Source organism: Sphingobacterium psychroaquaticum (assembly GCF_900177625.1).
In the GTDB taxonomy this organism is placed as follows: Bacteria; Bacteroidota; Bacteroidia; order Sphingobacteriales; family Sphingobacteriaceae; genus Sphingobacterium; species Sphingobacterium psychroaquaticum.
Window position 1 is genome coordinate 732449 of record NZ_FXAU01000001.1, and the last position, 23420, is coordinate 755868.

Consider the following 23420-nt stretch of genomic DNA (forward strand, 5'->3'; position numbering starts at 1 on the left):
GTTAAATAGTATCGTTAATCTGATCTTTTACCTGCGGTATCGGCTTACCCGATATCTTTTCCTGTAGATATTGAAAGAGGACGAACAAAACAGGAATAATGAATAAGCCTAATATCACACCCGACAGCATACCGCCAGCGGCACCAATACTGATCGAATGATTCCCCATTGCGGAAGGTCCTTTCACGTTCATCATCGGAATTAACCCGGCAATGAAAGCAACAGAAGTCATGATGATGGGGCGCAAACGTAACCTAGATGCTTCGACAACGGAGGAGAGCAAGCTTTCGCCCGTACGTCGACGCTGCAAGGCAAATTCCACAATCAGGATCGCATTTTTTGCGAGCAAACCAATCAACATCACTAAGGCGACCTGCACATAGATGTTGTTCTCCAGACCCGTCAGTCCGATCGCGATAAAAACGCCCAGCACGCCTGTCGGAATAGAGAGTATAACCGCCAATGGTAGGATATAACTCTCATATTGTGCGGCTAAAAGGAGGTAAATGAACAAGAGTGATAAACCGAAGATGATGGCTGATTGCCCGCCGGAGGATAATTCTTCTTTGGTCATGCCGGAAAACTGATGGTTATAGCCTGCAGGCAATTGCTGGGCTGCCACTTCTTCGACGGCCTTGATCGCGTCGCCTGAGCTATAACCTGGCTTAGCAATAGCGTTGATGCTGATCGAGTTAAACAGGTTGTACCGCGATGCCGTTTCTGGTCCGTATACCCGATGTAAGGTGACTAAGGTATTGATTGGCACGGCTTGTCCGAGTCTGTTTTTAACAAATACACCCTCCATGGTGGTCAGGTTGGCACGATCGTCTTTTTGCGCCTGCATCATCACGCGGTAGTACTTACCAAAGCGATTGAAATCGGTGGCCTGCGAAGAACCAAAATATACCTGCATGGTGCGCAGGATATCTTTGACATTGACCTGCAGCTGTGCGGCCTTCAGCTCATCAACCTCCAGATTGTACTGTGGGTAATCGGCTTTGAACGTGGTAAATGCCATGGCAATTTCGGGACGTTGCATCAAAGAACAGATAAACTGATTGCCAATATCGCTGAATTTATTGAGGCTACCACCAGTCTTGTCTTGTAAAACCATATCCAGCCCGTCCACATTGCTAAATCCCGGGACGGTAGGGAAGGTAAAGACAAAAAAGTTGACACCTTTGACGACGGAAAGTTTCTGATTCACCTCCGCCATGATTGCATTGATATCGCTGATTGGCCCCCGTTCTTTTGCCGGCTTCAGCAACAGGAAGATAACCCCACTGGAAGGATTGGTAGACTGTGTCATCACATTGAATCCTGACATGGCATTCACGGTTTTGGCCGAGGGCAATTGCATCAAAATACGCTCGGCCTCGTCAATAGTTTTGATCGTACGATCCAATGAGGTCCCTCCAGGCATTGATACCGAAATGGCCATAAAGCCTTGATCTTCCGATGGGATAAACCCCGTTTTGGTGCGGTTGACCAACACTACCGTCGCCAACGTAATTAATACCAAGCCAGCCATACTTACCCATTTATATCGGATTAAAAGTTGTATACCCCCCAAGTATTTGCTTGTCAGGTTGTCGAACCCACGGTTAAAGCCGATAAAGAACTTTTGCTTGAATGTTTTCTTTTCTGCCGGACCGTTATTTTCATGATGCACTGGTTCTTTGAGGAAGAGCGCGGCTAACGCAGGACTCAACGTTAAAGCATTGACAGCGGAAATAATAATGGCAATGGCCAAGGTGAGGGCAAACTGGCGGTAAAAGACGCCCGTGGACCCTTCCATAAAACCGACCGGTAAAAAAACGGCGGCCATCACCAGTGTAATAGAAATGATTGCCCCCGTAATTTCTCCCATCGCTGAAGTTGTAGCCTCCTTCGGTGGCAAGTGGCTGTGTTCCATCTTGGAGTGAACAGCCTCCACCACCACAATAGCGTCATCCACCACAATTCCAATGGCCAGTATTAAGGCAAAGAGTGTCAATAGGTTGATGGAGAAACCAAATAGTAGCATAAAGAAAAAGGTACCCAAAATGGCCACCGGTACGGCAATGGCCGGAATTAAGGTCGAGCGGAAGTCTTGCAGGAAGATAAACACAACCAAGAAAACCAAGACAAAGGCCTCCAGCAGCGTTTTGATTACCTGATTGATGGATTGATCCAAAGCATCTTTGGTGTTGTAGAGAATCAGGTACTCGACTCCTTTAGGGAAATCTTTAGCCGCCTTTTGCATCAGCTGATCGATAGCCACCTGTATTTCACTAGCGTTCGATCCGGCGAGCTGCATGGTGCCGATATTGATCCCCGGCTTGCCATTCACCTTGGTGGAGCTACCGTAGGTATATGATCCCAGTTCTACCTTGGCGACATCCTTGAGGCGCAGTACCGAGCCATCCGGATTGGAGCGGATAATGATATTTTCATAATCTGCCGCTTTGTTGAGCTTTCCTTTGTATTTAATAATATATTCAAAGGACTCGGTACTGCTTTCGCCGAACTTTCCGGGGGCAGCCTCCAGATTTTTGTCTTGGATTGCTGCGGTTACTTCGTCAGGTGTCAGATTATAGGTGGTCATTTGCGTCGGGTTTAACCAGATACGCATTGCGTAGTCCTTGTTTCCACCGAACACCATAGCCTGTCCGACACCCGAGATACGTTTTATTTCAGGAATAATATTGATTTGTGCATAGTTGGCGAGGAAGGTTTCGTCAAATGATTTATCGTCTTCGGCGTAAAGGGAAACGACCATCAGCAAACTGTTTTGTTGCTTGTTGGTCGTGATCCCTGCTTTAACGACCTCCTCGGGCAGCTGGTTGGTAGCCTGCGCAACGCGGTTCTGCACGTTTACGGCTGCTTGATCGGGGTCAGTACCGAGCTTGAAGTACACCATGATGGAGAGTGAACCATCGTTGCTAGCCGTAGAAGTCATGTAGCTCATATTCTCGACCCCGTTGATGGATTCCTCCAAAGAAGGGGCCACCGCGCGCAAGACCGTCTCGGCATTGGCGCCCGGATACAACGCCGTCACCAGTACCGAAGGGGGCGCAATATCAGGAAACTGCTGGAGTGGTAATTTGTAGAGACCTAAGATTCCTAATATAATGAGGATAACAGAGATCACCGTCGCGAGGACGGGTCTGTTTATAAATTTTTTAAACATGGGTTTTTGTTCTTTTTTAGTTTGTTTTAGCCGCAAACACCTTTTTTGTTTCCGGCGCTATCTGCATACCGTCCTGTAACCTGTCAAATCCCTTGTGCACAATGCGATCTCCGCTTTGAAGCTCGTCACCGATCAGGTAGTTGTTGCCGCTTCGTCCTACGATTTGTATTTGTTTTTTCGTCACTTTGTTTGCGCCGTCCAAGGCATAAACAAACACCTTGTCCTGTACTTCAACGGTAGCTTCCTGGGGTACCAGGATAGCGTGGTCATGCTTGATCTTTAGTTGAATCTTTCCCGTGTTGCCAGAGCGCAGGATACCTTGCGGGTTGGGGAAGGTAGCACGCAGCATAATCGAACCGGTATTCGGATCAAACTGCCCGTTTACAGCATCAATTTTGCCAACCTCTTGGTAGGCTGACTTATCTGCAAGTTCTAGCGTAACAGGTGCTAAATTTTTAACCTTATCGGATAGGGTAGTACCCAAATTTTGGTTTTTGAATTGGATGAAATCAATCTCGCCCAGCGAAAAGTAAACATATACCTGAGATACATTGGATACCGTGGTCAAAGCTTCGACATCGGTGGGCGAAAGCAGGCTTCCTTGTCGCTTGGGCAACCTTCCGATATAACCGCTGACCGGTGCATGTACATTGCTATAGCCTAAGTCGATCTTGGCATTTTCGACCATGGCTTTGGCTTGCTCCAAATTCGATAGTGCGACCTGATGGGCTGCCTGTGCTGATTTTAACTGAAAGTCTGAAACGACCTTATTTTGAACCAAGGGCGTCAGCTTGTCGATCTCAAGCTGCGTGTTGATCAGCGCCGCTTTTGCGGCATTTACATTGGCGATGGTAATGTTTAACTGCTCTCGGAAAGGACGCTCGTTAATCTTAAAGAGCAGCTGTCCTTTGGTGACGTAGGCGCCTTCATCGACATAGACACGTTCCAACGTGCCGCCCACTTGTGGTCGGATTTCAATATCCGTGATACCACGAATCGCAGCTGGATATTCTTTGATGGTATGCGCATCTGCTTCGTTCACGGTATACACGGGAAGGGACGGAACTGTTGTTGCTTCGGTGGCCGCCTTGGGCTCGGAGCAGGCTTGTAAAATCAAGCTGAGGATGATACTGGAAAAAAATAACTTTTTCATTGTTGTTAAGCGGATAAAGAGTTGTTTATTTTAGAGATAATCTATTTCAGTTATATAGTTTAACGATGTTAAGTCGAGAAAAAAAGACAAACGAAATCCTGCTCCGCAGAGGGGAGTGCTGTAAAACCTGTTTTTAGTGACGGAAACTAGAAACAGTGTGAATCGGATATCTTTATTTTAATGCTATTAAATAAATTAACAACGTTAAGTAAAGGGTAAAAGGCCGTATAAAAGAAAGCAGATCTTGATGCAGTAGTTCATGTTGATTTTAGCGTGTAATCCGTTTGATTACTTTTTTTAATGTGGTAAAACTATTTAACAGTGTTAAGTATTGTTCGCAAAAAAAACGAATTTCTTGCGTTATTTTACGAACTCGTCGTTTCTTTGACTGGAATTTCTTCCTGTTTGTAGAGGGAGCGCGTTATAGCCACTACCGCATCTTTGAAAATTTGTTCATTGGTAGTCTCGGAGAGACCATTACCAATCATATTGACGGAAATAAGGCCGTGGATGACGGAGAAGAAAGTGAAGTACTTTATCTTTACTTCAGCTCCTGTAGGCTGTTGATCCTGCATAATTTCTTCAATACATTTCACAAAGAGTTGGTAGGTGGTCTCGCGTTCGAAATTATCGGACTGCACACAACACTTCATCTCCACGCCAAACATAACCTGGTACAATTCTTTATTCGCAAAAGCAAAATTCCAAAACGCGACCCACATGGCTTGGAGCTTTTTATCCGGGTGTGTTTCCGTTTCGCTGGCGGCTTTCACGAGTTTGGTGAGGTTGTTATGTCCTTTACAGGTGAGCTCCTCAATAATAGCTTGCTTATTGGCAAAGTACTCATAAATGATGGGCGCGGTATATTCAATGCGATCAGCAATCTTGCGCATGTTCAGCCCTTCCCATCCTTCTTCCTTGACGATCGCATAAGCGGCATCCAGAATACTATTTCTAGTTTCTTCTTTTTGTCTTTGTATGCGATCTTTACTGGCCATATTAAATTATCTAACAACGTTAAGCAAAAGTAGTATTAATTTATTTAACGCTGTTAGATTTTTTTGACCGTTGATAGATTTATGACATTTTTTTGTTTTATCTCCATCGAAGAAGTATGCGATTGGCGCTTTAAAGTCCTGTTATCATCTCAAATTGGTCTATGGTATTGGTGAGCCCTAGTTTTTCAAGAAATAATTTACTCTCGAAAGAAGCTTCGTCAACGTTATTTACTTGTACTTTCTCACCTGCTACAAGACGATTTATTTCGGCAAACAACCGGGAAGCGATACCTTTTCGGCGGAAGAGTGGAGCTACAGCAAATTGGTGGATCCGTCTCGTTAACGGACTGAAAAATACATAGCCTATTAATTGATCTTGAACAAATGCACCCAATATATGGAGATGCATATGTTCTATACTTGCGGGCATGTTTTGCCAGCTAGGTGTAATATCCCAAAAAGACTGAAGAGTAGGCCATGAAAATTCGTTTATCGTTTGGATGGTGGCGGTATTGTCCGTGCTTTTTACTTGGATTTCTCCACTGAAGCAAAGGAGTTTACGGTTTATAGTAAAACCATCTTTCTCGTATGCTCGGATTGCAGCATCATTCCCTTCAATTACTTCTAATACGACTTGTTGGACGTTGTTTTCTTGGAAGAATGGTTTCATGAAAGCCGACATTTGTCCCACAAGCCCTTTCCCGCGGTAAGCCGGAAGCACACCCGTTCCGCCATTATAGACGGTTTTATTACCATCATTCTCACGTACGCCATACAGCATGAAGGCAATGAGTTTATCGTTGTCAAATGCCCCAACAGACCACGGTAAGTGTATATCTTCATTCTTGATTTTGGATTGAAGCTGCTCGGCCGTCAGTTGAAAGGGAACGATATAATCCGCAAACGCATGGTTGAGCGCTTGCAGGAGATGGTCTTTATCATTGCTACTTAAGGTACGTACTTGCATAAAATACAGGGAATGTCGTTAAATATGTTGGTGCCAATCTACTGCAATTTTTTCATACTTCTTTAAAAAGGCATCTTTAGCATCGTTGTAGTGGTTACCATCAACCCATTCTTGTTGTACTAATTTTTGTTTCAATTCTTGGTATTGCGCACGAATCGTAGGGTGTGTCTTTAGATAATCACGAAATGCGATATGTCGCGTCCAGTCTGCTGAACCGAGGACAAATGCATGGATATGGGCAATCCGTAAGTCGTGGTTTTGTAGGATCTCAGGCGTTGCTTGATGTGCCTTTAAAATTGAAGAAACGCCCATTTCGGAGACGGAGTGCTGAAATAGGATAAAGAAGCGTCTCTCGGGCATATCTTCGTTATACTTTTCATAATACACTACATTCGGGTGATTAAATAATAGTGGCACTTGCTCCAATTCTTCTTTGTTTTTTACACCCAATTGGATATCGATGATGGGTTTTGCTGAAAGGCCTTCTACGGAGGTGCTACCGATATGATCTACCTGCGGCTGTATATCGGATAGAAGCTGTTCGATATCTTTTTTCAACGTCTCAAATTTCGATTTCCATGTGGGGGTGTAAGGCTCAAAAGGTAATTTCATACTCAAAAGTACGTTACTTTTTTACTTTAACAATGCCTTTTCGATAGAGATCGAGGCCACTTTGTAGGATTTCTTCTAACAGTACAATGGGGATGTCCTGCGTCGGATCTACCGTGAAAATTTTCATCCGAGATCGATTTCCTTGTTCTAAGTTCGGGTGGTCCAATAGCTTCCCCTCAGTCAGCAAGACATAGGGATAATCTGTTTTTTTATCGGTCCATAGATAACAGAGGATATTCTTGTAGTAGCAGAAGCAAGGCATTCCATATTTTTGAGTTTCCGTTATCTGGGGGGCTTGTTCTAAAATAATATGTCGTAAGCTTAGTAAGCAGCTCCGCTGCGGTTCTTCTTTGTTGAAATAGTAATTATGGAGTTCTTTTGACATAGTGTTTATCTTTTGGCTCTTGTAAAAATACAACAATTTGAAAGACGTAAAGGGTATGTTTTTTAACCTTCTCGGTTTCCGAATTTAATGGGCATTTTCAAGGTACAAAAGAGCCGATAAAAAAAATGAAAAAAATAGTCTACTAATTTGGTAGTTTTTAAATTGCAACGTATATTTGCTTCATAATCGTTTCTCAATTGGCGTTGGCGACGAAAGTATTAACTAGAATTTGAAATGGAAAAAAAACTACTGACTGAAGAAGCCGAAGGGCTAAACACTTTCCCTAAACCGAATCATTTGACAGCCTCTTGTCGAATGCGAATGTGCTGTTAATTTTCTCCCTCTTTATAAAAATAGCTAGGGAAGCAAAGCTTCCCTAAGCTGTTTAATAATGGAACAAGTTCAATTTGGCGTTGGCACTTGTAAGTACTCACTATTAAAACAGTTCAAAACTATGAAAAAATACGGATTATTCCAGTATTTGTACCCTTGTATGCTCTTTTTTTTGTTTATCGAAACAAGTTCAGCGCAAGAAACAAACCCTATTATCAACGCGTCCCTAAGCGGCACAGTTTTAGATTTTTATACCAAAGAACCGATTGAAGGGGTGACGGTGCAATTGGAAGCGGTCACGCACAGTGTGAAGACCGACCGCTTTGGTAAGTTCCAGTTTGTGACCGGACAAAAATTACCCTTCACTATTACATTGTCCAATATAGGTTATGAAAAGAAAACCCTGGTTGTGCAAACTTCTCCCACGGTTATCGAACTAAAGCCTAAAGTTGAAGCCTTGGATGAAGTGGTGATAACAGGCTACACGGTACAGCAAAAAAAGGCAATCAGTGGTTCGATAGCCACAGTAAACTTTAAAGAGGACAATCTTGCCCAAGCAGACCAAGATTTTGTGAAGCTTCTCCAGGGGAAAGTCGCGGGTGCCCAGATAACAGCCACTTCAGGAGTGCCTGGAGGTGGTGTTAGTTTTGTGGTGCGTGGCAACAACTCTATTAATGGAAATGTCGCACCTCTATATGTTGTCGACGGAGTTTTTCTGAGCACGACACTCCCTGTTACGGGGGGCGGAGGAAATCTCCTTTCCAATCCCTTAGCAGATATCAACCCTGCAGATATTGAAAGTGTGACCATCCTAAAGGACGCGAATGCAACGGCTATATATGGGTCGCAAGGCGCAAATGGGGTCGTATTGATCAAGACGAAACGAGGACAGCGAAATACGGCATCTCGCATTAACTTTTCTACTAAACAAGGCTTTTCCCAAGCCGTAAACAAGTTTAAAGCTGTTACTGGTCCTGAAACCGGACAACTTCTCTATGAATCGTGGTTCAATACGGCCACAGAGAATCAAGAAAGTTTGGCGAGCTACTTGACACGCGAGAAGCCCACGAATTGGGACCTGGTATTTCCCTTTAAAAATGGAGACGGATCCACCGATTTCTCGCGCGATAATATTTCTAATCTACCCACCTACGATCGAATTAGTGATCTATTTAAGAATGCATACCAAGTTGACTATCAGGTTGCCTTATACGGAGGGGGATCAAATAGCAATCATTACATCGGTTTAAGGTATTCAGGACAGGAATCCATTGTGCGGCCAAATGACTTTAATCGCTTTTCGCTTCGCGTAAATTATGATAACAATGTAACCGAACGGCTAAAGGTAGGGACTAGCTATAATCTCGCGCGTGTAGGACGTTCCAATGTACGAAACAACGATAACGACCCCGGGGGAATTATAAATTCGGCTATTTTTCCTCGATCCTTTCTACCGGTCTTCGATGCGCAAGGAAACTACCTAAACCATGCTACTTTTAATAATCATCTGCGCCTCATTGAGCATTTGGATAACAACTATACTACCTGGCGGAATACTGTAAATTTATTCGCCGAATATAGTATTCTATCGCATCTTAAATTTAAGACCAGTGGTAGTTTTGACTATACCAGCAATGGTACGCGTAGCTTCTCCGATTTTGCGCTTAGCAATACAGGTGCGGCCAGTGCTGGCAACAACTTGATTCAAGTATATACAGCAGAGCAACTATTGACATACGTAAAGTCTTTTGGCAACAAACACGATGTAAATTTCTTGCTGGGAAATACCATCAATGTGCAACAGTCGCAAAATGTGGGAGCAAGTGGTACGAATTATATTTTTGATGTCCTGCGTGAGGTGTCTTCTGGAGGAACGACATCAGGAACTTCATCGCGAAATGAAAATCGATTGGTCTCGTTCTTCGGAAATGCAGGCTACACCTTTGATAAACGTTACGCATTGGAGTTCAGTTTACGTGCTGACGGTTCGTCACGTTTCGGGAAAAATGTACGGTGGGGATACTTTCCTGCCGGTGGATTTATTTGGAATGTTGGGCAGGAACGTTTTTTACGCGACAATACGATCATCAATGGCTTAAAACTACGTACAACCTTTGGTTTGTCTGGAAATCAGAATGGAATTGGAGATTATGATGCCCTAGCGGTTTGGTCTACTAATGCACAGTCTTATCTTGATCAACCAAGCTTATCGCCCGGTCGTTTGGCTAATCCTGATCTTACTTGGGAAACAACCCGACAGACTAACATCGGAACGGATGCAGTTCTTTTGAATAACAGGTTGAATATCACATTTGATTGGTATTACAAATATACGACAAACGGCTTACAAAGTGTGGTCGTACCATCACGTAGCGGGTATACTTCTGCCATTCGCAATTATACAGAGATCAGTAACCGTGGATTAGAGCTTACTGTCGAATCTACAAATATTCGAAAGCCACACTTTAACTGGCAAACAAGTTTTAATATTTCGAGAAACCGAAATCGTATCGAAAAGATTCCACAAGAACAAACATTGGGAGCAACCAACCGAGGTACTTCAATCTTGCGCCAAGGATATCCAATTAATTCGTTTTTCTTATATAAGCAGCTATATGTAGATCCTCAAACGGGAAATGCCGTTTATGAAGATGTCGATGGAAATGGTGTCGTGAATTATGCAGATAGACAGATTCTGGGGAATACAGAGCCTAATTTTATTGGAGGTTTGACCAACACCTTTAACTACAAAGGTGTTGAATTGAGTGCCTTTTTATATTTCACGCAAGGGAATCATCTCTTGAATATGCATAATTTCTTTTTGGTGCATGGGGGAATCCAAAACGGAATAGGCTTTGATCCGCGTCAGTTGCAGCGTTGGCAAAAAACAGGCGATGTAACAGATATACCCAAAATGACCCGATATGCCTTGAACCCAGAGCAGAATAACGCACCCGCAAACAACTACACGGGTCAAGTAGCAAATTTAAGCAGCCGGTACTTGGAAGATGGTTCTTTTCTGCGATTGAGAAATGTTTCTATTGGATATACGTTGCCGCAGGCCCTAGCTGCGAAACTAAAACTCTATCGCTTGAAAGCAACTGTGTCAGCAACAAACCTGTGGACTTGGACAAATTATGGTGGGCTTGACCCGGAGGTGAGCGCGCAAAGTACCAATCAAAATACTGCGGGATACGACTGGGCAACGGTGCCCCAGCCGCGAACGTTTGAATTCATATTGAATATTACCCTTTAATTCTCTTTTACGATGAACCGTATACGATATTACATAAACCATATAGCCATTGGGGCATTTGCATTACTGACTTTTACCGCATGCGAAAGTTTCTTAGAGGTCAAACCGACAAACGCTTTGTTGGCAGATAACGCGATCTATGATGCCAAAACTTCGCGGGCTATTGTCAACTCAGCCTACTCAGCTTTAAAAAACTATAGCATCAATGCGGCATTGAACCTGGCGGTGCTGCCGGGGGACAATGTCTTTTTTGCGGGAAGCCAGAGCCAAAATATTGAACTGGATAATGGAGCCTTTACGGTAACTAACTCGGCTATTGTTGGCGCTTATAGTGCAAACTATTCGCTCATAAATATTGTTAATTGGGCGCTCGCAGAAATTCCTAAAGTAGAGGATCCTACTTTTGCGACGGGCGAACAGGAAAAGCTTATTGGAGAAGCCTACTTTATTCGGGCTTTTGCCTATTTTAACTTAGTGCGTAGCTGGGGTGGGGTGCAGCTTCAATTGCAACCAACCACTGATCTATCTTCTTTAGGTGCCATAAAGCGCAGTACGGTGGAAGAGACCTACGCACAAATCTTGGCAGATTTAAAGCAGGCCGGTAGTCTCTTGCCCCCGGATGATGGATCAACCCGAAATAAAGTGCAGCGCGCTATAGTACGGGCATTCCGTGCCAAGGTGTTGTTGTATGCAAAACGGTTTGACGAGGCAGAAATAGAAGCAGATGCTGTTTTACAACTTTCAAAATACAGTCTTGTGAAGCCTTATGTCAGGTTCTTTGAATTGCCATTTCTTTCTTCGGAATCTATATTTGAACTTTCCGCGACGGCCAACAATGCAGGAACAAGTGGTAGCACTTGGTTTCCCGCATCGGGAACTCCACGCGGATCTTATGAGTTCAGGCCCTCCAACGAAATTGTAAACCTGCTCAATGACTCCCAAAAAGGAGGAAATAGGAAAGCTCTTCTGGCAACTCGAGGAACCGATGTATATGTTAATCTGTACCATACGGTTTCACCCAATGTGAATCCCGGATATGTAATTCGACTTTCGGATCTATATTTGATTCGTGCGGAATCCCGCTTACGCAAGACCGTACCTAATATAAATGGTGCAATTACAGATTTAAACGCGGTTCGTGCCCGAGCTGAGGCCGCGCTCTATCCCACAAGCTTGCCGGTTGTGGCAGAAGTATTGCAGGCCATCTGGGAGGAAAGAAGGTTGGAATTTGCCTTTGAGGCTGATCGCTGGTATGATCTCGTACGAACCGAACAGGCGGAAAAGGTCCTCGGTATAAGTCCGAACTTTTGGCTTTTTCCAATACCGCAGGCCGATGTTCTCTCTGACCCTGATCTCCATGGAGCTAACAATCCCGGTTATTAATTATTTTCAAAACAGCAGTATCATGAAAAAACTACTCATATTCTTACTTATTTTTGTCGCTTGCTCTGTACAGGGACAAGATCGCTATTATTATGGTGACCACGCAAAGTTTAACCCCAATATACCAACTCCTGAAGATTTTTTTGGGTTTCCGATCGGTACCGCCTTGGTACGATACGATAAGGTTGTGGAATATTTCAAGCTGCTGGCGCAGAAATCCGATCGTGCGGCGATTGAAACAATAGGATACTCTTGGGAAAGGCGCGAACAGATAAAATTGCTCATCACCTCACCAACAAACCAACCGCGATTAGAAGATATCCGACAAAAACACCTGCAGCTTGTTAAGCCAGGGACGAAAGTAGCGTATAGCGAACAAAAAATTGTGGTAGAATTAGCCTATAATGTACATGGTGGAGAGATCGCTGGGACAGATGCGGCCGTGTTGGCAGCCTACTATCTTGTAGCGGTCGAAGATCCCGACATCTTACGTAGACTAAACGAAGCTGTTGTCCTGATCGAACCGTCGCAAAATCCAGATGGTAGAGAGAGAGCTGTTACATATATTAACGGCTTCCATAGTAATCCTCCAGTGGCTGACCCCGCTGATATAGGGCATGGTGGCGGATGGACCCCCCATCGCGGTAACCATTTTTGGAATGATCTAAATAGGGATTGGCTTGCGTTATCGCAGGTCGAAAGTCAAAATAGGGTAGCATATTACCATAGATGGTATCCCAATGTATACTTGGATTTTCATGAAATGGGCAGCAGTAGCTCTTATTATTTTGAGCCGTCACCGTTGTCTACATGGAATAAGATCTTGCCCCAAAGTAACTACAATGTACTGACTGCTATCTTAGCAAAGCAGTTCTCAAAAGCATTGAATAAAATAGGGTCACTCTACTTCACCAAAGAGAGCTTTACCAACCTATCGCCCATTTATGGTTCTACATATCCGGATTATCAAGGAGGAGTAGGGGTTACGTTAGAGGTGGGGGCAACTTCCGGTGTTGCCATTGAAACGGATGCGGGAGTACGAACGTTTGCTCGAAATCTAAAAGATAATTTTGAGATTAGTATTGCAGGTTTAATTGCAGCCACCGATGAGAAAGAAGTATTCTTAAAAGAACAAAAATCGTTCTTTGAAAGTGCTTTGCAGCAAGCTGATCGCTTAACCGATAAGTATATTATATTTGGTAGTAAGGAAGATCCCAGCTTAAACCGCCTGTTCTTGGAGCATCTGCTACGGCACCATATTGAAGTGTACGCTCTTTCCAAAACGACGACAGAGGGGGGAAAGACCTTTGAGGTAGGGACCGCTTATGTCGTTCCACTAAAGCAAGGCCAGTTCAGGATTTTACAATCTATTTTTGAAGAGAATGAAACCAATGCTTTTGATAAAGAAACAACATTTTATGATATATCTGCGTGGAGTACCGCACATGGTTATGGTATTCCCTTTGTAAAGACTAAAAACCCAATAACACCCGGTGCACTGATACAAAATGTACCAGATGTTGTGCCATTTTCAGTTGATCAATCCCTCATTGCGTATGCATTTGAATACAATGATTATTTAGCCGCGAAAGCACTTTATTTCTTACAGGATAAAGGGGTGATTGCACGGGTAGCGAGCTTACCATTTACCAGTAAAACGACACAAGGCGACCATAACTTTTTTGCCGGTACTATCGTGATTCCCGTTGCTTATCAAACTTTGGAAGAAACCCATCTTTACCAAGTGATCCAAGAGGCAGCAACGAGAACAGGAATTAGTATTCATTCAATTAATGATGGGTTCAGCGTACGGGGGATTGATTTGGGAAGCAACAACATTCGTGTCTTAAAAAAGCCTAAAGTGGGTCTTGTTAGTGGTGGAAATTGGACTACGTTCGGTGAGGTCTGGTCTTTGCTGTCCGAAACCTATGCTATACCTGTAGTAAAACTGAATGCGCAAAACTTGGACCGTATAGATCTCCAGAGCTATACCTCGATTATTCTTACCGGTGGGCAGCATAGTGCCGATTTTGCACAGCGACTAGCGGCATGGGTTAATGCCGGAGGAACATTGATTAATCTCGGAGCCGCAAATTCATGGGTCAATACGGCGGTGTTCCCGGCGGTCTCCAATGAAAATAATGCGGGTAACCGAGGAGCAGATCGACGCGGAAATGCTTTAGCAGAGGTCACGCCACTGCCTGCGGGAGGGCGTGGAGGAGATTCTCGTTTGAGTGGGATAATCGTGAAGGGTGAATTGGATCTAAGAAGCCCTTTGACGTACGGTCTTACCAATAAAGACGTGTACCTGTTACGGACTAGCTTTGGCAGTATTGCCCCAAATACCATCGATAATAGTGTCGTGAAGTCTACAGATGTATTGGTCAATGGCTACGCAGATACCACAATATTGCAAAAAGTAAAAGGTAATATCATCGTGGGGACGATAAGCAAAGGACGCGGGACAGTCGTTTACTTTGCGGAATCGCCAACCTTCCGCGGGTATTGGTTGTCTACAGGACGATTGTTGACAAATGCTATTTTTTTCGGGGTCGGAGCTTCCCCACGTAGATTTTAAAGCTATAGATAACTGCTTTTATTAACCTAGATGTTATCTAGCGGGGGCAAGGTGCATGATGTTGGACACTTTTGCCCCCATATCTACCCGTTTTGTAGTGTAATTATTCGGACGCATTTAGTATATTGCCACGATTACTTAACCTTAATACCAAGAGCATGTCTCATAGCCTTCTAAAAGAAAAGCAAATTGTCGCTCGCTTGAAAGCGGGCGAGGAGGAGGCTTTTGTTTGGCTGTTTGAGTACTATTCCCCCATCTTAACATCTTTTCTCGCCGGGCTTAAATTTGACGCGGAGGATGTCAGCGATACGATTCAACAGACTTTTCTTAAAGTATGGGAAAATAGAAATCGGATTGATGTGGATGCTTCTTTTAAAAATTATGTTATTACCATCGCTAAAAATGATATCTATAATAAAGTAAAAAAGAGTATTTCGGCACAAAAATACTTGGATCATAGTGTATTGCATTCGGATCAAAGTGTTGAAATAACGACAACAGAATTAACCGATATTCTTTCCACGATTTTAGCGAACCTCCCAGAAAAGAGAAAGCAAGTTTTTGAGATGAGTCGCATTCAGGGATATTCCAATAAGGAGATCGCGGAGGAGTTAGGTATCACCAAGAGTACAGTAGAAAATCATATCAATAACTCTTCATCGGTTGTTAAAAAACTACTCAAAGGACTTGGGTTTGGTATCGCTGCATTATTTTTTTTATTTTAGCTTAGGTGCAAAAGTTCTTTCAACTGTATAGTATACGATAAGGATCGAAAAAGTGGACAAAAACCTTTTAAACAAGTATTTCGAACAACAATGTTCTCCGGCTGAGCGTAAAGCAGTCGAGGAGTGGCTGTTGAATTCGGAAAATAAAGCTGCGTTTGAGGCGTTTTTAGAAACTCGGTGGGATCAGTATGTCGAAGATTATTCTTCCGCTGTGAACGTAAAAAGTTCGAATGCAGGCAGATCATACTGGTGGCAAGCTGTTGCTGCAGCAGCAGTTTTAGGGATAGCTGTTTATTTATATGATAAGGGAACATCAACCCCCATATCAAAACCTACTCCCGAGGCTATAGTGGTATCTGCGACAGACAGTCTTTCCCGTGAACCGAGTTTAACTGCGACAGCAATGTCTTCATCCCGTATTAACCCTAAAATCACAGAACATTATGAAAGAAAAACAAACCCGAACAAACCCAAAACTATCGCCCTAAAAACGGCCGCAAAAGTAAATCAGAAAGATACTGTTAAAACCGTAAAAGCGGCTAAGCTTGGGAATTTTATGGTCAACGAAGTTTTACTAACGCAACTTCGGGGCAAGATCGATTCGAACCTATTGATCTTAAATATTGACGTCCATGATGTTCCTTTCCAGCGTTTTGCAACCATGCTGAAACAACGCTACGGTATTATTTTGGAACCTTGTGGGAAAGGCGGACAAGATAAGACCTACACCGCGCGATTTGAAAAAATATCCATCCCTGATTTGCTGAACGATATGTCCGAAAAGATGCTTTTTACGTATTCTATTAAAGACAGTGTCGTAAAGGTCTGTTTTAACTAACAAAATCAAATTCATTCATACGAACCTTTAGATTTTAGCATAGGCTATAGTCAGGGCTGTGCCATGGCAAATCTAAAACAGTATTAACCTAATCTACCAAAGATGAATAACCAGCTCAAGTTCATAGCTAAGCGGTGTGCCTTTGTCTTGACTTTTACAGGCGCATTAGTAGCGTCTCGGACGGCTTATAGTCAAGTTCAGATGACGCCCGTACGTGCTATACCAAAGATTGTAGGCCGCGTGGTTGACGAAAACAAAAAACCTATTGTAGGGGCTGTTGTTTCGGTCAAGAGTAACACCAAAATAGCGACAGCCACGAATAATTCAGGAGAGTTTATCCTTTCTCCGGATAAAGAAAATGAAGTGCTCCTTATTCGGAACATGGGGTTTCAAACGCAGGAAATCAAGCTGTCTCATGATATTAAACTTCCGTTGATTATTATGCTTACATCAACGACGGATCAGATCGATGAAGTAATTGTGACAGGCTATACCAAACGGTCCAAAGAGAGTTACACCGGAAGTGCCTCCTCCTTTACGGGCGAGGATATCCGACGTGTCGGAAATAGAAACGTGTTGCAGAGTCTCCAAAATCTAGATCCTTCTTTTGTGTTAACGGAAAACCTATCCCTCGGATCTAATCCTAATATGTTGCCCGATATTCAGTTACGTGGACAGACAGGCCTCGATGACGTACGTGGCGATTTTTCTGGGAACCCCAATCTGCCACTTTTTATTTTGGATGGATTTGAAGCAAACTTGCAAAAGATATACGATCTCGATATGAATCGTGTTGCTTCTATAACGATACTACGGGATGCTTCGGCCAAAGCGATTTATGGTTCGAAAGCCGCAAACGGTGTCTTAGTGATTGAAACTTTGGTGCCTAAGGAAGGTAAATTACGGATCAGCTATAACGGTAACCTCAATGTGGAGGCGCCGGATTTGACATCCTATAATTTGACCAATGCACGTGAGAAGTTGGAGGTAGAGCGCCAAGCAGGCCGATATACATCCACACAACCCATGATACAGCAGTTTCTCAGTGAACAATACAATGCAATCTTGGGCGATATTGCTCGCGGTGTCGATACCTATTGGCTCTCGCAACCATTACGCGTAGGGTTGGGAGCTAAGCATGGCTTGTATCTCGAAGGAGGAAGTGCCGATATGCGCTATGGAGTGGATCTGAATTACAACAACCTGGTTGGTGTCATGAAAGGTTCGAAGCGTGATAATATAGGTGGTTCCGTCAATCTTTCCTACCGTAGTGGCAAGATTATCTTTAGAAACATCCTGAACTTAAACTTTAATAAATCAGTTAATTCACCGTATGGCACTTTTAGTGAATATACACGCCTTAATCCTTATTGGTCGCCAACGGATGAGTTTGGCCAAACTAAAAAGGTATTGGGGGAATTTCGCTCAACGCCTTCGGGAAACCCAACGTATTATTACAACCCCCTGTATAACGCAAGCTTAAATACTAAAGACTTTTCAAACTACACCGAAATTACAGAGAACTTCTATGCGGAATGGCAACCTACAAAAGATTTACGTGTAACGGGACGGGTTGGTTTTACTCAAAATCAAAATGCCGCCGAGCTTTTTTATCCGGGCGATCACACGCGCTTTACAGAATGGACAGGGGATAATTTTTACCGACGCGGATCTTATACGATGACGGATGGGAAAAGTACAGCAGTCAGTTCCGATATTTTTGCCAACTGGACCAAACAATGGGGGAAGAATATCGTGCTCGTAAATGGGGGAGGAAATATGTCTGCATTGCAGTCTGAGACGCATGGTATGGCTGCAGAAGGGTTTCTAAATAACCGCGTGGACTTTATTTCTTTTGCGCGACAATATGCCTTGAATGGTGTCCCGATGGGGAGCGAGAATGTACAACGCGAAGTCGGAATCTTGGGCTCCGGTAGTTATGCTTACGATAACAGATACTTGGTGGATGTGAGCGTGCGTAGAAACGCATCCTCCGTTTTCGGTGCCAATAACAGATGGGGAACATTTTGGTCGGTGGGTTTGGGATGGAATTTACATCACGAGGCGTTTATCAAAAAGCTCCATATTTTTGATATGCTTAAAGTGAGAGGCTCGATCGGTACAACGGGAAGCCAAAACTTTAATCCTTACCAGGCCATGGCCACCTACAATTTTTTTACGAGCAGTACCTATGATAATATTTCAGGGGCCTACTTGTCGGCTCTTGCCAATGAAGATCTCCGCTGGCAGGAAAAGGTCGACCATAACATTGGTTTGGATGTCAATGTCTTAAAACGATTAAATATGCGATTTGACTATTACGTTAGTAATACCAATAATCTTTTAACGGATATGACGTTGCCGACATCAACAGGATTTTCAACCTATAAAGAGAACCTTGGTTCCCTTCAAAATATTGGATATGAAGGAACGATAAGCTACCAGGCTTACCGCAATGCAAAGACGCAATCTTACATTTCTTTCTTTGGATCCTTAGCGCATAATCACAATAAGATTACTAAAATATCCGATGGCTTGAAGCAACTTAATCGGGAGAAGGATGAAAGGACAGATAACCTCACGGCACCTGTAATTCGTTATGAAGAAGGTCAATCGATTTCTTCGATATGGGCGGTACCTTCTTTAGGGATTGATCCGGCTACAGGACGTGAACTTTTCCGTGCTAAGGATGGGAGCACAACGTATATCTGGAATCCGGACGATCAGGTTGTAGCTGGGGTAACAGACCCTAAACTACGCGGTACTTTTGGTTTAAACCTCGAGTACAGGGGATGGGGCTTTAGTACGACCTTCAGATATACACTCGGACAGGATTACTATAATTCCACATTAGTAAATCGTGTGGAGAACGTTAACATCGCTTACAACGTTGATTCTCGTGTATTTGAGAATACATGGTTGGAGCCGGGAGACAGGACACCGTTTAAACGTATTACTGTAAATCCGAGCCAAACACGGGCAAGTACGCGTTTTGTACAGCAGAAAAGTGACCTCACATTATCCTCTTTGAGTGCGTACTATGATTTTAAATGGAAAAATCTTAAACGATATGGATTACAGAATCTAAAGTGCTCGTTTTTCATGAATGAAGCTTTTGTGCTATCTACGGTAAAAGTCGAACGGGGTACGGACTATCCATTTGCCCGAAGCTTTTCATTCGCTGTACAAACCACTTTTTAATATAACGACATGAATATGAAATATTTGTATTTAATCCCTCTGTTTTTTATCGCTGGTGCATTGACTTCTTGCGATAAATGGTTGGATGTAGAACCCAACTCCCAAATAAAGTCATCAGAGCTTTTTGAAACGGAAGCCGGATTTAAAGAAGCTTTAGCAGGTATCTATACGTTGATGACGGCAGAGAAACTCTATGGCAAGGATATGCAATATGGTATGCTGGGTGTCTTGTCACATGAGTGGTCTTCGTTTTCGGCTAACTATAACGAGGATGCTGCATTTGAGTATGGAAGCGCTACAGCGGAAGGTCGTATAACCAATATCTGGAACGGTTTGTATCAGGCAATCAGTAATACGAATAACCTGATTAAAGCGATCGACGCCAAGGAACGGATCTTTAAAGGCGATAATTTTAAAATCATCAAAGGAGAGGCGTTCGCTCTTCGTGCATTTTTGCATTTTGAGCTGGTTCGTTTATTTGGTGCTGCCCCGACGGTGGATGCGAATAAACCTGCTATACCTTATGTGACGGAATATTCGGCAAAGCAAACAGCGCAGTCTTCGGTGAATGAGGTTTATAGTCTCATTTTAAAAGACTTGCAAGTAGCGAAAGACCTCCTGCAGGTCGATCCCATTTTTACGGGCAAGGAAGTAACGGAAATGGACGATAATGGCTATTTATTAAATAGACAACTGCATCTCAATTATTATGCTGTTGAAGCCCTTTTGGCACGTTTGTATTTTAATACAGGAAGCTACGAAAAGGCACGTATAGCAGCTAATAATGTCGTTAATTCAGCAAAATTCAGCTTTGCAACGCAGGCTAACATGTTGGCTGGAATAGATTTTACGGGAGCGCCGGAGCATATTTTTGGCTTGCAAATAAACAACCTACATCAATATGCTAATACATATCTCTCTCAGGAGGGGACGGGGATATTTTCCTTGAATTTAACCACCTTGAATACGTATTATGAAAGCAATACCAGTGATTACCGTTATGTATATCTTTTTGCCAGTGGAACGGGCGTAAATGCGAGTAACAAGTACCTGCGTAAATACAGTGAGCCCAATACGCAATTGCTTTACTATCGAAACAAAAGCGCGCTTCTCAAGCTTTCGGAGATGTATTTTATCCTTGCGGGAAGTAATCTCTTGGAAAATAAAAGTGTCGTAGAGCCTTTGAATAAAGTAAGACAGGCTCGCGGTGTATCGGCCATCACGGTCGCACCTACAGATCCTACCGCCTTATACATCAGTGAGTTTAGAAAGGAGTTCTTTGGCGAAGGCCAGTTGTTTCATTTATATAAACGGATGAATAGAAGTGCTATTACAGGAACAGATAAAGACCTGGTAGCGCTAAAGGCATATATCTTTCCAATACCGGTTGCTGAATATGAAGCGGCTAACCGTAACCCGAACCGTTAATATTAGAAGGTATGAAGAAAATAATATTTTTTGCCCTATCAGCAGGGCTACTATGGACCGGCTGCAAGCAAAACGATCTACGATATTTTGAAGAAGAAATACCCTTGTTGAGTGTGTGGTTAGGAACCAATACGATTGTGCAAGATAGCATCACCCATAATTTTGCCTACAGCCCAACAGATCAAGATGCAATCACCTTTAATTACCGTATTGTCGGTTTTCCGACAGACTATGACCGTACTTTTGAGCTTACAACGACGGATGAAGACGCCAAGCTATTGAATTTCACCTTTGGAACGTATAAGGTTCCGGCGGGTAAGCAGGAGGGCGATTTTGTTTTTCATGTCGATAAACCTAAAGATGAAAATCTCTTTAAGAATAAAGATCTCAAAGTTTCTTTTACGGTGAAGGAATCGACACTTTTTCAACCTTCTCCAAAGGACTATAGTAAGTTGAAAATCACATTTAAGAACGCCGTTACCAAACCGGACAATTGGGATAAAGCCGTATTACCGTATCTCCCTTTGGTCAACTTCTTTGGAGCTTATAGCGATGTCAAATACCGTTTTGTGATTCAGACTACAGGAAGGAGCAATTTTAGTGTGTATCGAACCGTAGTCGTTAATCCAGAATTACCGGCAAATACGATTACGGAGCTGCATGCCCAAGCACTGAAAAACCAATGTAAGATCGCCCTGGAACGGTACAATGCAGAACATGGAACGCCTCTTTTGGATGAAAACTTAAATCCAGTGGTCTTTCCATAATACTTAAAATACGAACTATTAAAATTATAGATATGAATAGAATTCTAAAAACCATGCTCTTGATCGTAAGCGGCTGCGTTCTGTACATTTCTTGCTATAAGGATAAAGGTAATTACGATTACCTGGATCTGGATCGCGCAGTAATCGATACTGCAAACCTTAACATCCTTGACGCATATGCTATTTATCGCTACGATGAACTACATATATCGCCTAAGATTATTTATCAAGGAGCCACCCTGAAATCCAAGGAAGAGGTAGCTGGTAAATTATCCTTTACCTGGGCCATATATCAGGCTACAGCGGGAGGGAAAGTTTATTCTAGGGATACGCTATCGACGGATATTACGCTCCAAAAGAAGATTGAGAAACCTGCTGGAAAGTGGATTGTCCTTTTAACGGTAAAGAATATGGAAACGCAGGTGGAAGAGTACATGAAGTTTGCCGTTCAGGTGGATGAGCAGCTATCTGATGGCTGGATGTTGTTGTACGAGAAAAATGGAAATACGGACGTGGGACTTATTGTAGACGATTGGTCCAAGAAAGGTGTAACCCAAAGCAGAATGTTTACCGACATGTTTCTGCAGTCTAATGGTTTCTCTTTAGCTGGAGAGCCACGTGCACTATTGCATTCTGCTGCCCCCTTGGCTTCAGCTGAAGTGTTGATAGCTTCCTCACAAGAAATTGTTGCGGTGGAGAAGTCTTCTTTCCAGGTTTTTTATCCTTTCGATAAACTTTTCTGGAATATCCAACGGGGAGGAGAGCTCAAATACGCGTCGGCCAGCAACCTACGTAAAGAGGTGGTCATTTATGACAATAAAGTACACACCGCAAACTTTGCGAGTGCCGGAACGAGTAGAGCAAACTATTTTGGTGCAGGCTATAATGGAACTTACGGCGATTTATCAGCTTGGTCAGCGACAGCCTTTGGTGCGAGCTTTGAGGCCGTGGTATATGATAAGACAGCAAAGAACTTTAAGAATGTGCCTGTATCAGGAACCAGTGTGCAGCCTTTTGTTGCACAGGCAACCACAGGGGCTTTTGATGTAAACAGTGTAGGCCTAGATCCTGAAGCATTCGATTGGGGACGCGGAAATGGAACGCCCAATGTGGCATATGAGTATAGTGTCATGAAGAATGCTTCACAGCGGTACTTGCTGGTAACTAATTTCACAAATGCCACGGCCAATCAGCTGGGGATAGGGAAGTACCCAGTCAATGGTATTGCATTGAATACCCCGGTGACCTCCTTAGCATCAGCTTTCGGTGGTAATTATGCACTACTTAGTACAGCGAAATCTCTGTATTTACATCGTTACATGCAAAATGGCGACGCAACGGTCGAGTGGACGGCACCTGCTGGTGAAGAGATTACCTGCGTCCGCTTACAGAAGTTTTTCTATAACCCACAGGTTGCTTTACTTTTCTTACCAAAACCAAACACTGTGGTATACGTCGCTACTTGGGATCCGAGTGCCGCAGTTGGAAAAGTATATGCTTATTTGATCGACCCGACAAATGGTACCATGGATAAGTCCAGCGAAAGAAAATACAGTGGGTTTGGTAAAATAAAGGAGATGGCCTACAAGTGGAACCTCTAAAAGAGAATATTAAAAGAATTATT

General features: G+C 43.2%; 15 protein-coding genes. 9 read left to right on the plus strand and 6 right to left on the minus strand.

The window, feature by feature from the left end:
* Nucleotide 1: 1 nt before the first annotated feature.
* The 6 genes from B9Y69_RS02850 to B9Y69_RS02875 all read right to left on the minus strand — a co-directional run bounded on the left by B9Y69_RS02850 (nt 2) and on the right by B9Y69_RS02875 (nt 7287).
* A complete protein-coding gene (locus tag B9Y69_RS02850; protein WP_085471482.1) occupies nt 2-3172 on the minus strand; it encodes an efflux RND transporter permease subunit in 3171 nt (1056 codons plus the stop codon).
* A 16-nt stretch (nt 3173-3188) separates the two neighbouring features.
* Nucleotides 3189-4325, minus strand: coding sequence for an efflux RND transporter periplasmic adaptor subunit (locus B9Y69_RS02855; protein ID WP_085471483.1), 1137 nt, complete (start codon nt 4323-4325; stop codon nt 3189-3191).
* Between the two features lie 365 nt (nt 4326-4690).
* Nucleotides 4691-5323 (minus strand): TetR/AcrR family transcriptional regulator, encoded by a 633-nt coding sequence (locus B9Y69_RS02860; protein ID WP_085471484.1) that lies wholly within the window; start codon nt 5321-5323, stop codon nt 4691-4693.
* Between the two features lie 130 nt (nt 5324-5453).
* Nucleotides 5454-6290 (minus strand): GNAT family N-acetyltransferase, encoded by an 837-nt coding sequence (locus B9Y69_RS02865; RefSeq protein ID WP_085471485.1) that lies wholly within the window; start codon nt 6288-6290, stop codon nt 5454-5456.
* Between the two features lie 18 nt (nt 6291-6308).
* A complete protein-coding gene (locus B9Y69_RS02870; protein ID WP_085471486.1) occupies nt 6309-6902 on the minus strand; it encodes a GrpB family protein in 594 nt (197 codons plus the stop codon).
* A 13-nt stretch (nt 6903-6915) separates the two neighbouring features.
* Nucleotides 6916-7287, minus strand: coding sequence for a DUF1801 domain-containing protein (locus tag B9Y69_RS02875; RefSeq protein ID WP_085471487.1), 372 nt, complete (start codon nt 7285-7287; stop codon nt 6916-6918).
* A gap of 454 nt (nt 7288-7741) precedes the next feature.
* On the opposite strand from B9Y69_RS02875, the gene B9Y69_RS02880 reads away from it, so the two are divergent.
* The 9 genes from B9Y69_RS02880 (at nt 7742) to B9Y69_RS02920 (ending at nt 23397) form a co-directional block, all read left to right on the plus strand.
* Nucleotides 7742-10876: a SusC/RagA family TonB-linked outer membrane protein gene (locus B9Y69_RS02880; protein ID WP_159451797.1), complete on the plus strand. Its 3135-nt coding sequence runs from the start codon at nt 7742-7744 to the stop codon at nt 10874-10876.
* A 12-nt stretch (nt 10877-10888) separates the two neighbouring features.
* On the plus strand, nt 10889-12259 hold the full coding sequence (locus B9Y69_RS02885; RefSeq protein WP_085471489.1) for a RagB/SusD family nutrient uptake outer membrane protein: 1371 nt from the start codon (nt 10889-10891) through the stop codon (nt 12257-12259).
* 22 nt (nt 12260-12281) lie between these two features.
* On the plus strand, nt 12282-14837 hold the full coding sequence (locus B9Y69_RS02890) for a M14 family zinc carboxypeptidase (protein ID WP_159451798.1): 2556 nt from the start codon (nt 12282-12284) through the stop codon (nt 14835-14837).
* A gap of 158 nt (nt 14838-14995) precedes the next feature.
* Nucleotides 14996-15562: an RNA polymerase sigma factor gene (locus B9Y69_RS02895; protein WP_085471491.1), complete on the plus strand. Its 567-nt coding sequence runs from the start codon at nt 14996-14998 to the stop codon at nt 15560-15562.
* A gap of 52 nt (nt 15563-15614) precedes the next feature.
* Complete coding sequence (locus B9Y69_RS02900) at nt 15615-16400, plus strand: hypothetical protein (protein ID WP_085471492.1); 786 nt, start codon at nt 15615-15617, stop codon at nt 16398-16400.
* Between the two features lie 102 nt (nt 16401-16502).
* Complete coding sequence (locus B9Y69_RS02905) at nt 16503-19601, plus strand: SusC/RagA family TonB-linked outer membrane protein (RefSeq protein ID WP_085471493.1); 3099 nt, start codon at nt 16503-16505, stop codon at nt 19599-19601.
* Between the two features lie 15 nt (nt 19602-19616).
* Entirely contained in the window at nt 19617-21029 is a 1413-nt protein-coding gene (locus B9Y69_RS02910) for a RagB/SusD family nutrient uptake outer membrane protein (protein ID WP_159451799.1), read from the plus strand.
* Between the two features lie 11 nt (nt 21030-21040).
* Nucleotides 21041-21796, plus strand: a complete 756-nt coding sequence (locus B9Y69_RS02915; protein ID WP_085471495.1) for a DUF4843 domain-containing protein — start codon at nt 21041-21043, stop codon at nt 21794-21796.
* Between the two features lie 32 nt (nt 21797-21828).
* Nucleotides 21829-23397, plus strand: a complete 1569-nt coding sequence (locus B9Y69_RS02920; protein WP_085471496.1) for a PKD-like family lipoprotein — start codon at nt 21829-21831, stop codon at nt 23395-23397.
* The last annotated feature ends 23 nt before the right edge of the window (nt 23398-23420 follow it).

What these genes read in the sequence shown, in the direction of transcription:
- B9Y69_RS02905 (WP_085471493.1), top strand. Translation starts at nt 16,503, where the DNA reads ATGAATAACCAGCTCAAGTTCATAGCTAAGCGGTGTGCCTTTGTCTTG.
- B9Y69_RS02885 (WP_085471489.1), top strand. Translation starts at nt 10,889, where the DNA reads ATGAACCGTATACGATATTACATAAACCATATAGCCATTGGGGCATTT.
- B9Y69_RS02855 (WP_085471483.1), bottom strand. Translation starts at nt 4,325, where the DNA reads ATGAAAAAGTTATTTTTTTCCAGTATCATCCTCAGCTTGATTTTACAA.
- B9Y69_RS02910 (WP_159451799.1), top strand. Translation starts at nt 19,617, where the DNA reads ATGAAATATTTGTATTTAATCCCTCTGTTTTTTATCGCTGGTGCATTG.
- B9Y69_RS02865 (WP_085471485.1), bottom strand. Translation starts at nt 6,290, where the DNA reads ATGCAAGTACGTACCTTAAGTAGCAATGATAAAGACCATCTCCTGCAA.
- B9Y69_RS02860 (WP_085471484.1), bottom strand. Translation starts at nt 5,323, where the DNA reads ATGGCCAGTAAAGATCGCATACAAAGACAAAAAGAAGAAACTAGAAAT.
- B9Y69_RS02880 (WP_159451797.1), top strand. Translation starts at nt 7,742, where the DNA reads ATGAAAAAATACGGATTATTCCAGTATTTGTACCCTTGTATGCTCTTT.
- B9Y69_RS02875 (WP_085471487.1), bottom strand. Translation starts at nt 7,287, where the DNA reads ATGTCAAAAGAACTCCATAATTACTATTTCAACAAAGAAGAACCGCAG.
- B9Y69_RS02850 (WP_085471482.1), bottom strand. Translation starts at nt 3,172, where the DNA reads ATGTTTAAAAAATTTATAAACAGACCCGTCCTCGCGACGGTGATCTCT.
- B9Y69_RS02890 (WP_159451798.1), top strand. Translation starts at nt 12,282, where the DNA reads ATGAAAAAACTACTCATATTCTTACTTATTTTTGTCGCTTGCTCTGTA.
- B9Y69_RS02895 (WP_085471491.1), top strand. Translation starts at nt 14,996, where the DNA reads ATGTCTCATAGCCTTCTAAAAGAAAAGCAAATTGTCGCTCGCTTGAAA.
- B9Y69_RS02915 (WP_085471495.1), top strand. Translation starts at nt 21,041, where the DNA reads ATGAAGAAAATAATATTTTTTGCCCTATCAGCAGGGCTACTATGGACC.
- B9Y69_RS02920 (WP_085471496.1), top strand. Translation starts at nt 21,829, where the DNA reads ATGAATAGAATTCTAAAAACCATGCTCTTGATCGTAAGCGGCTGCGTT.
- B9Y69_RS02870 (WP_085471486.1), bottom strand. Translation starts at nt 6,902, where the DNA reads ATGAAATTACCTTTTGAGCCTTACACCCCCACATGGAAATCGAAATTT.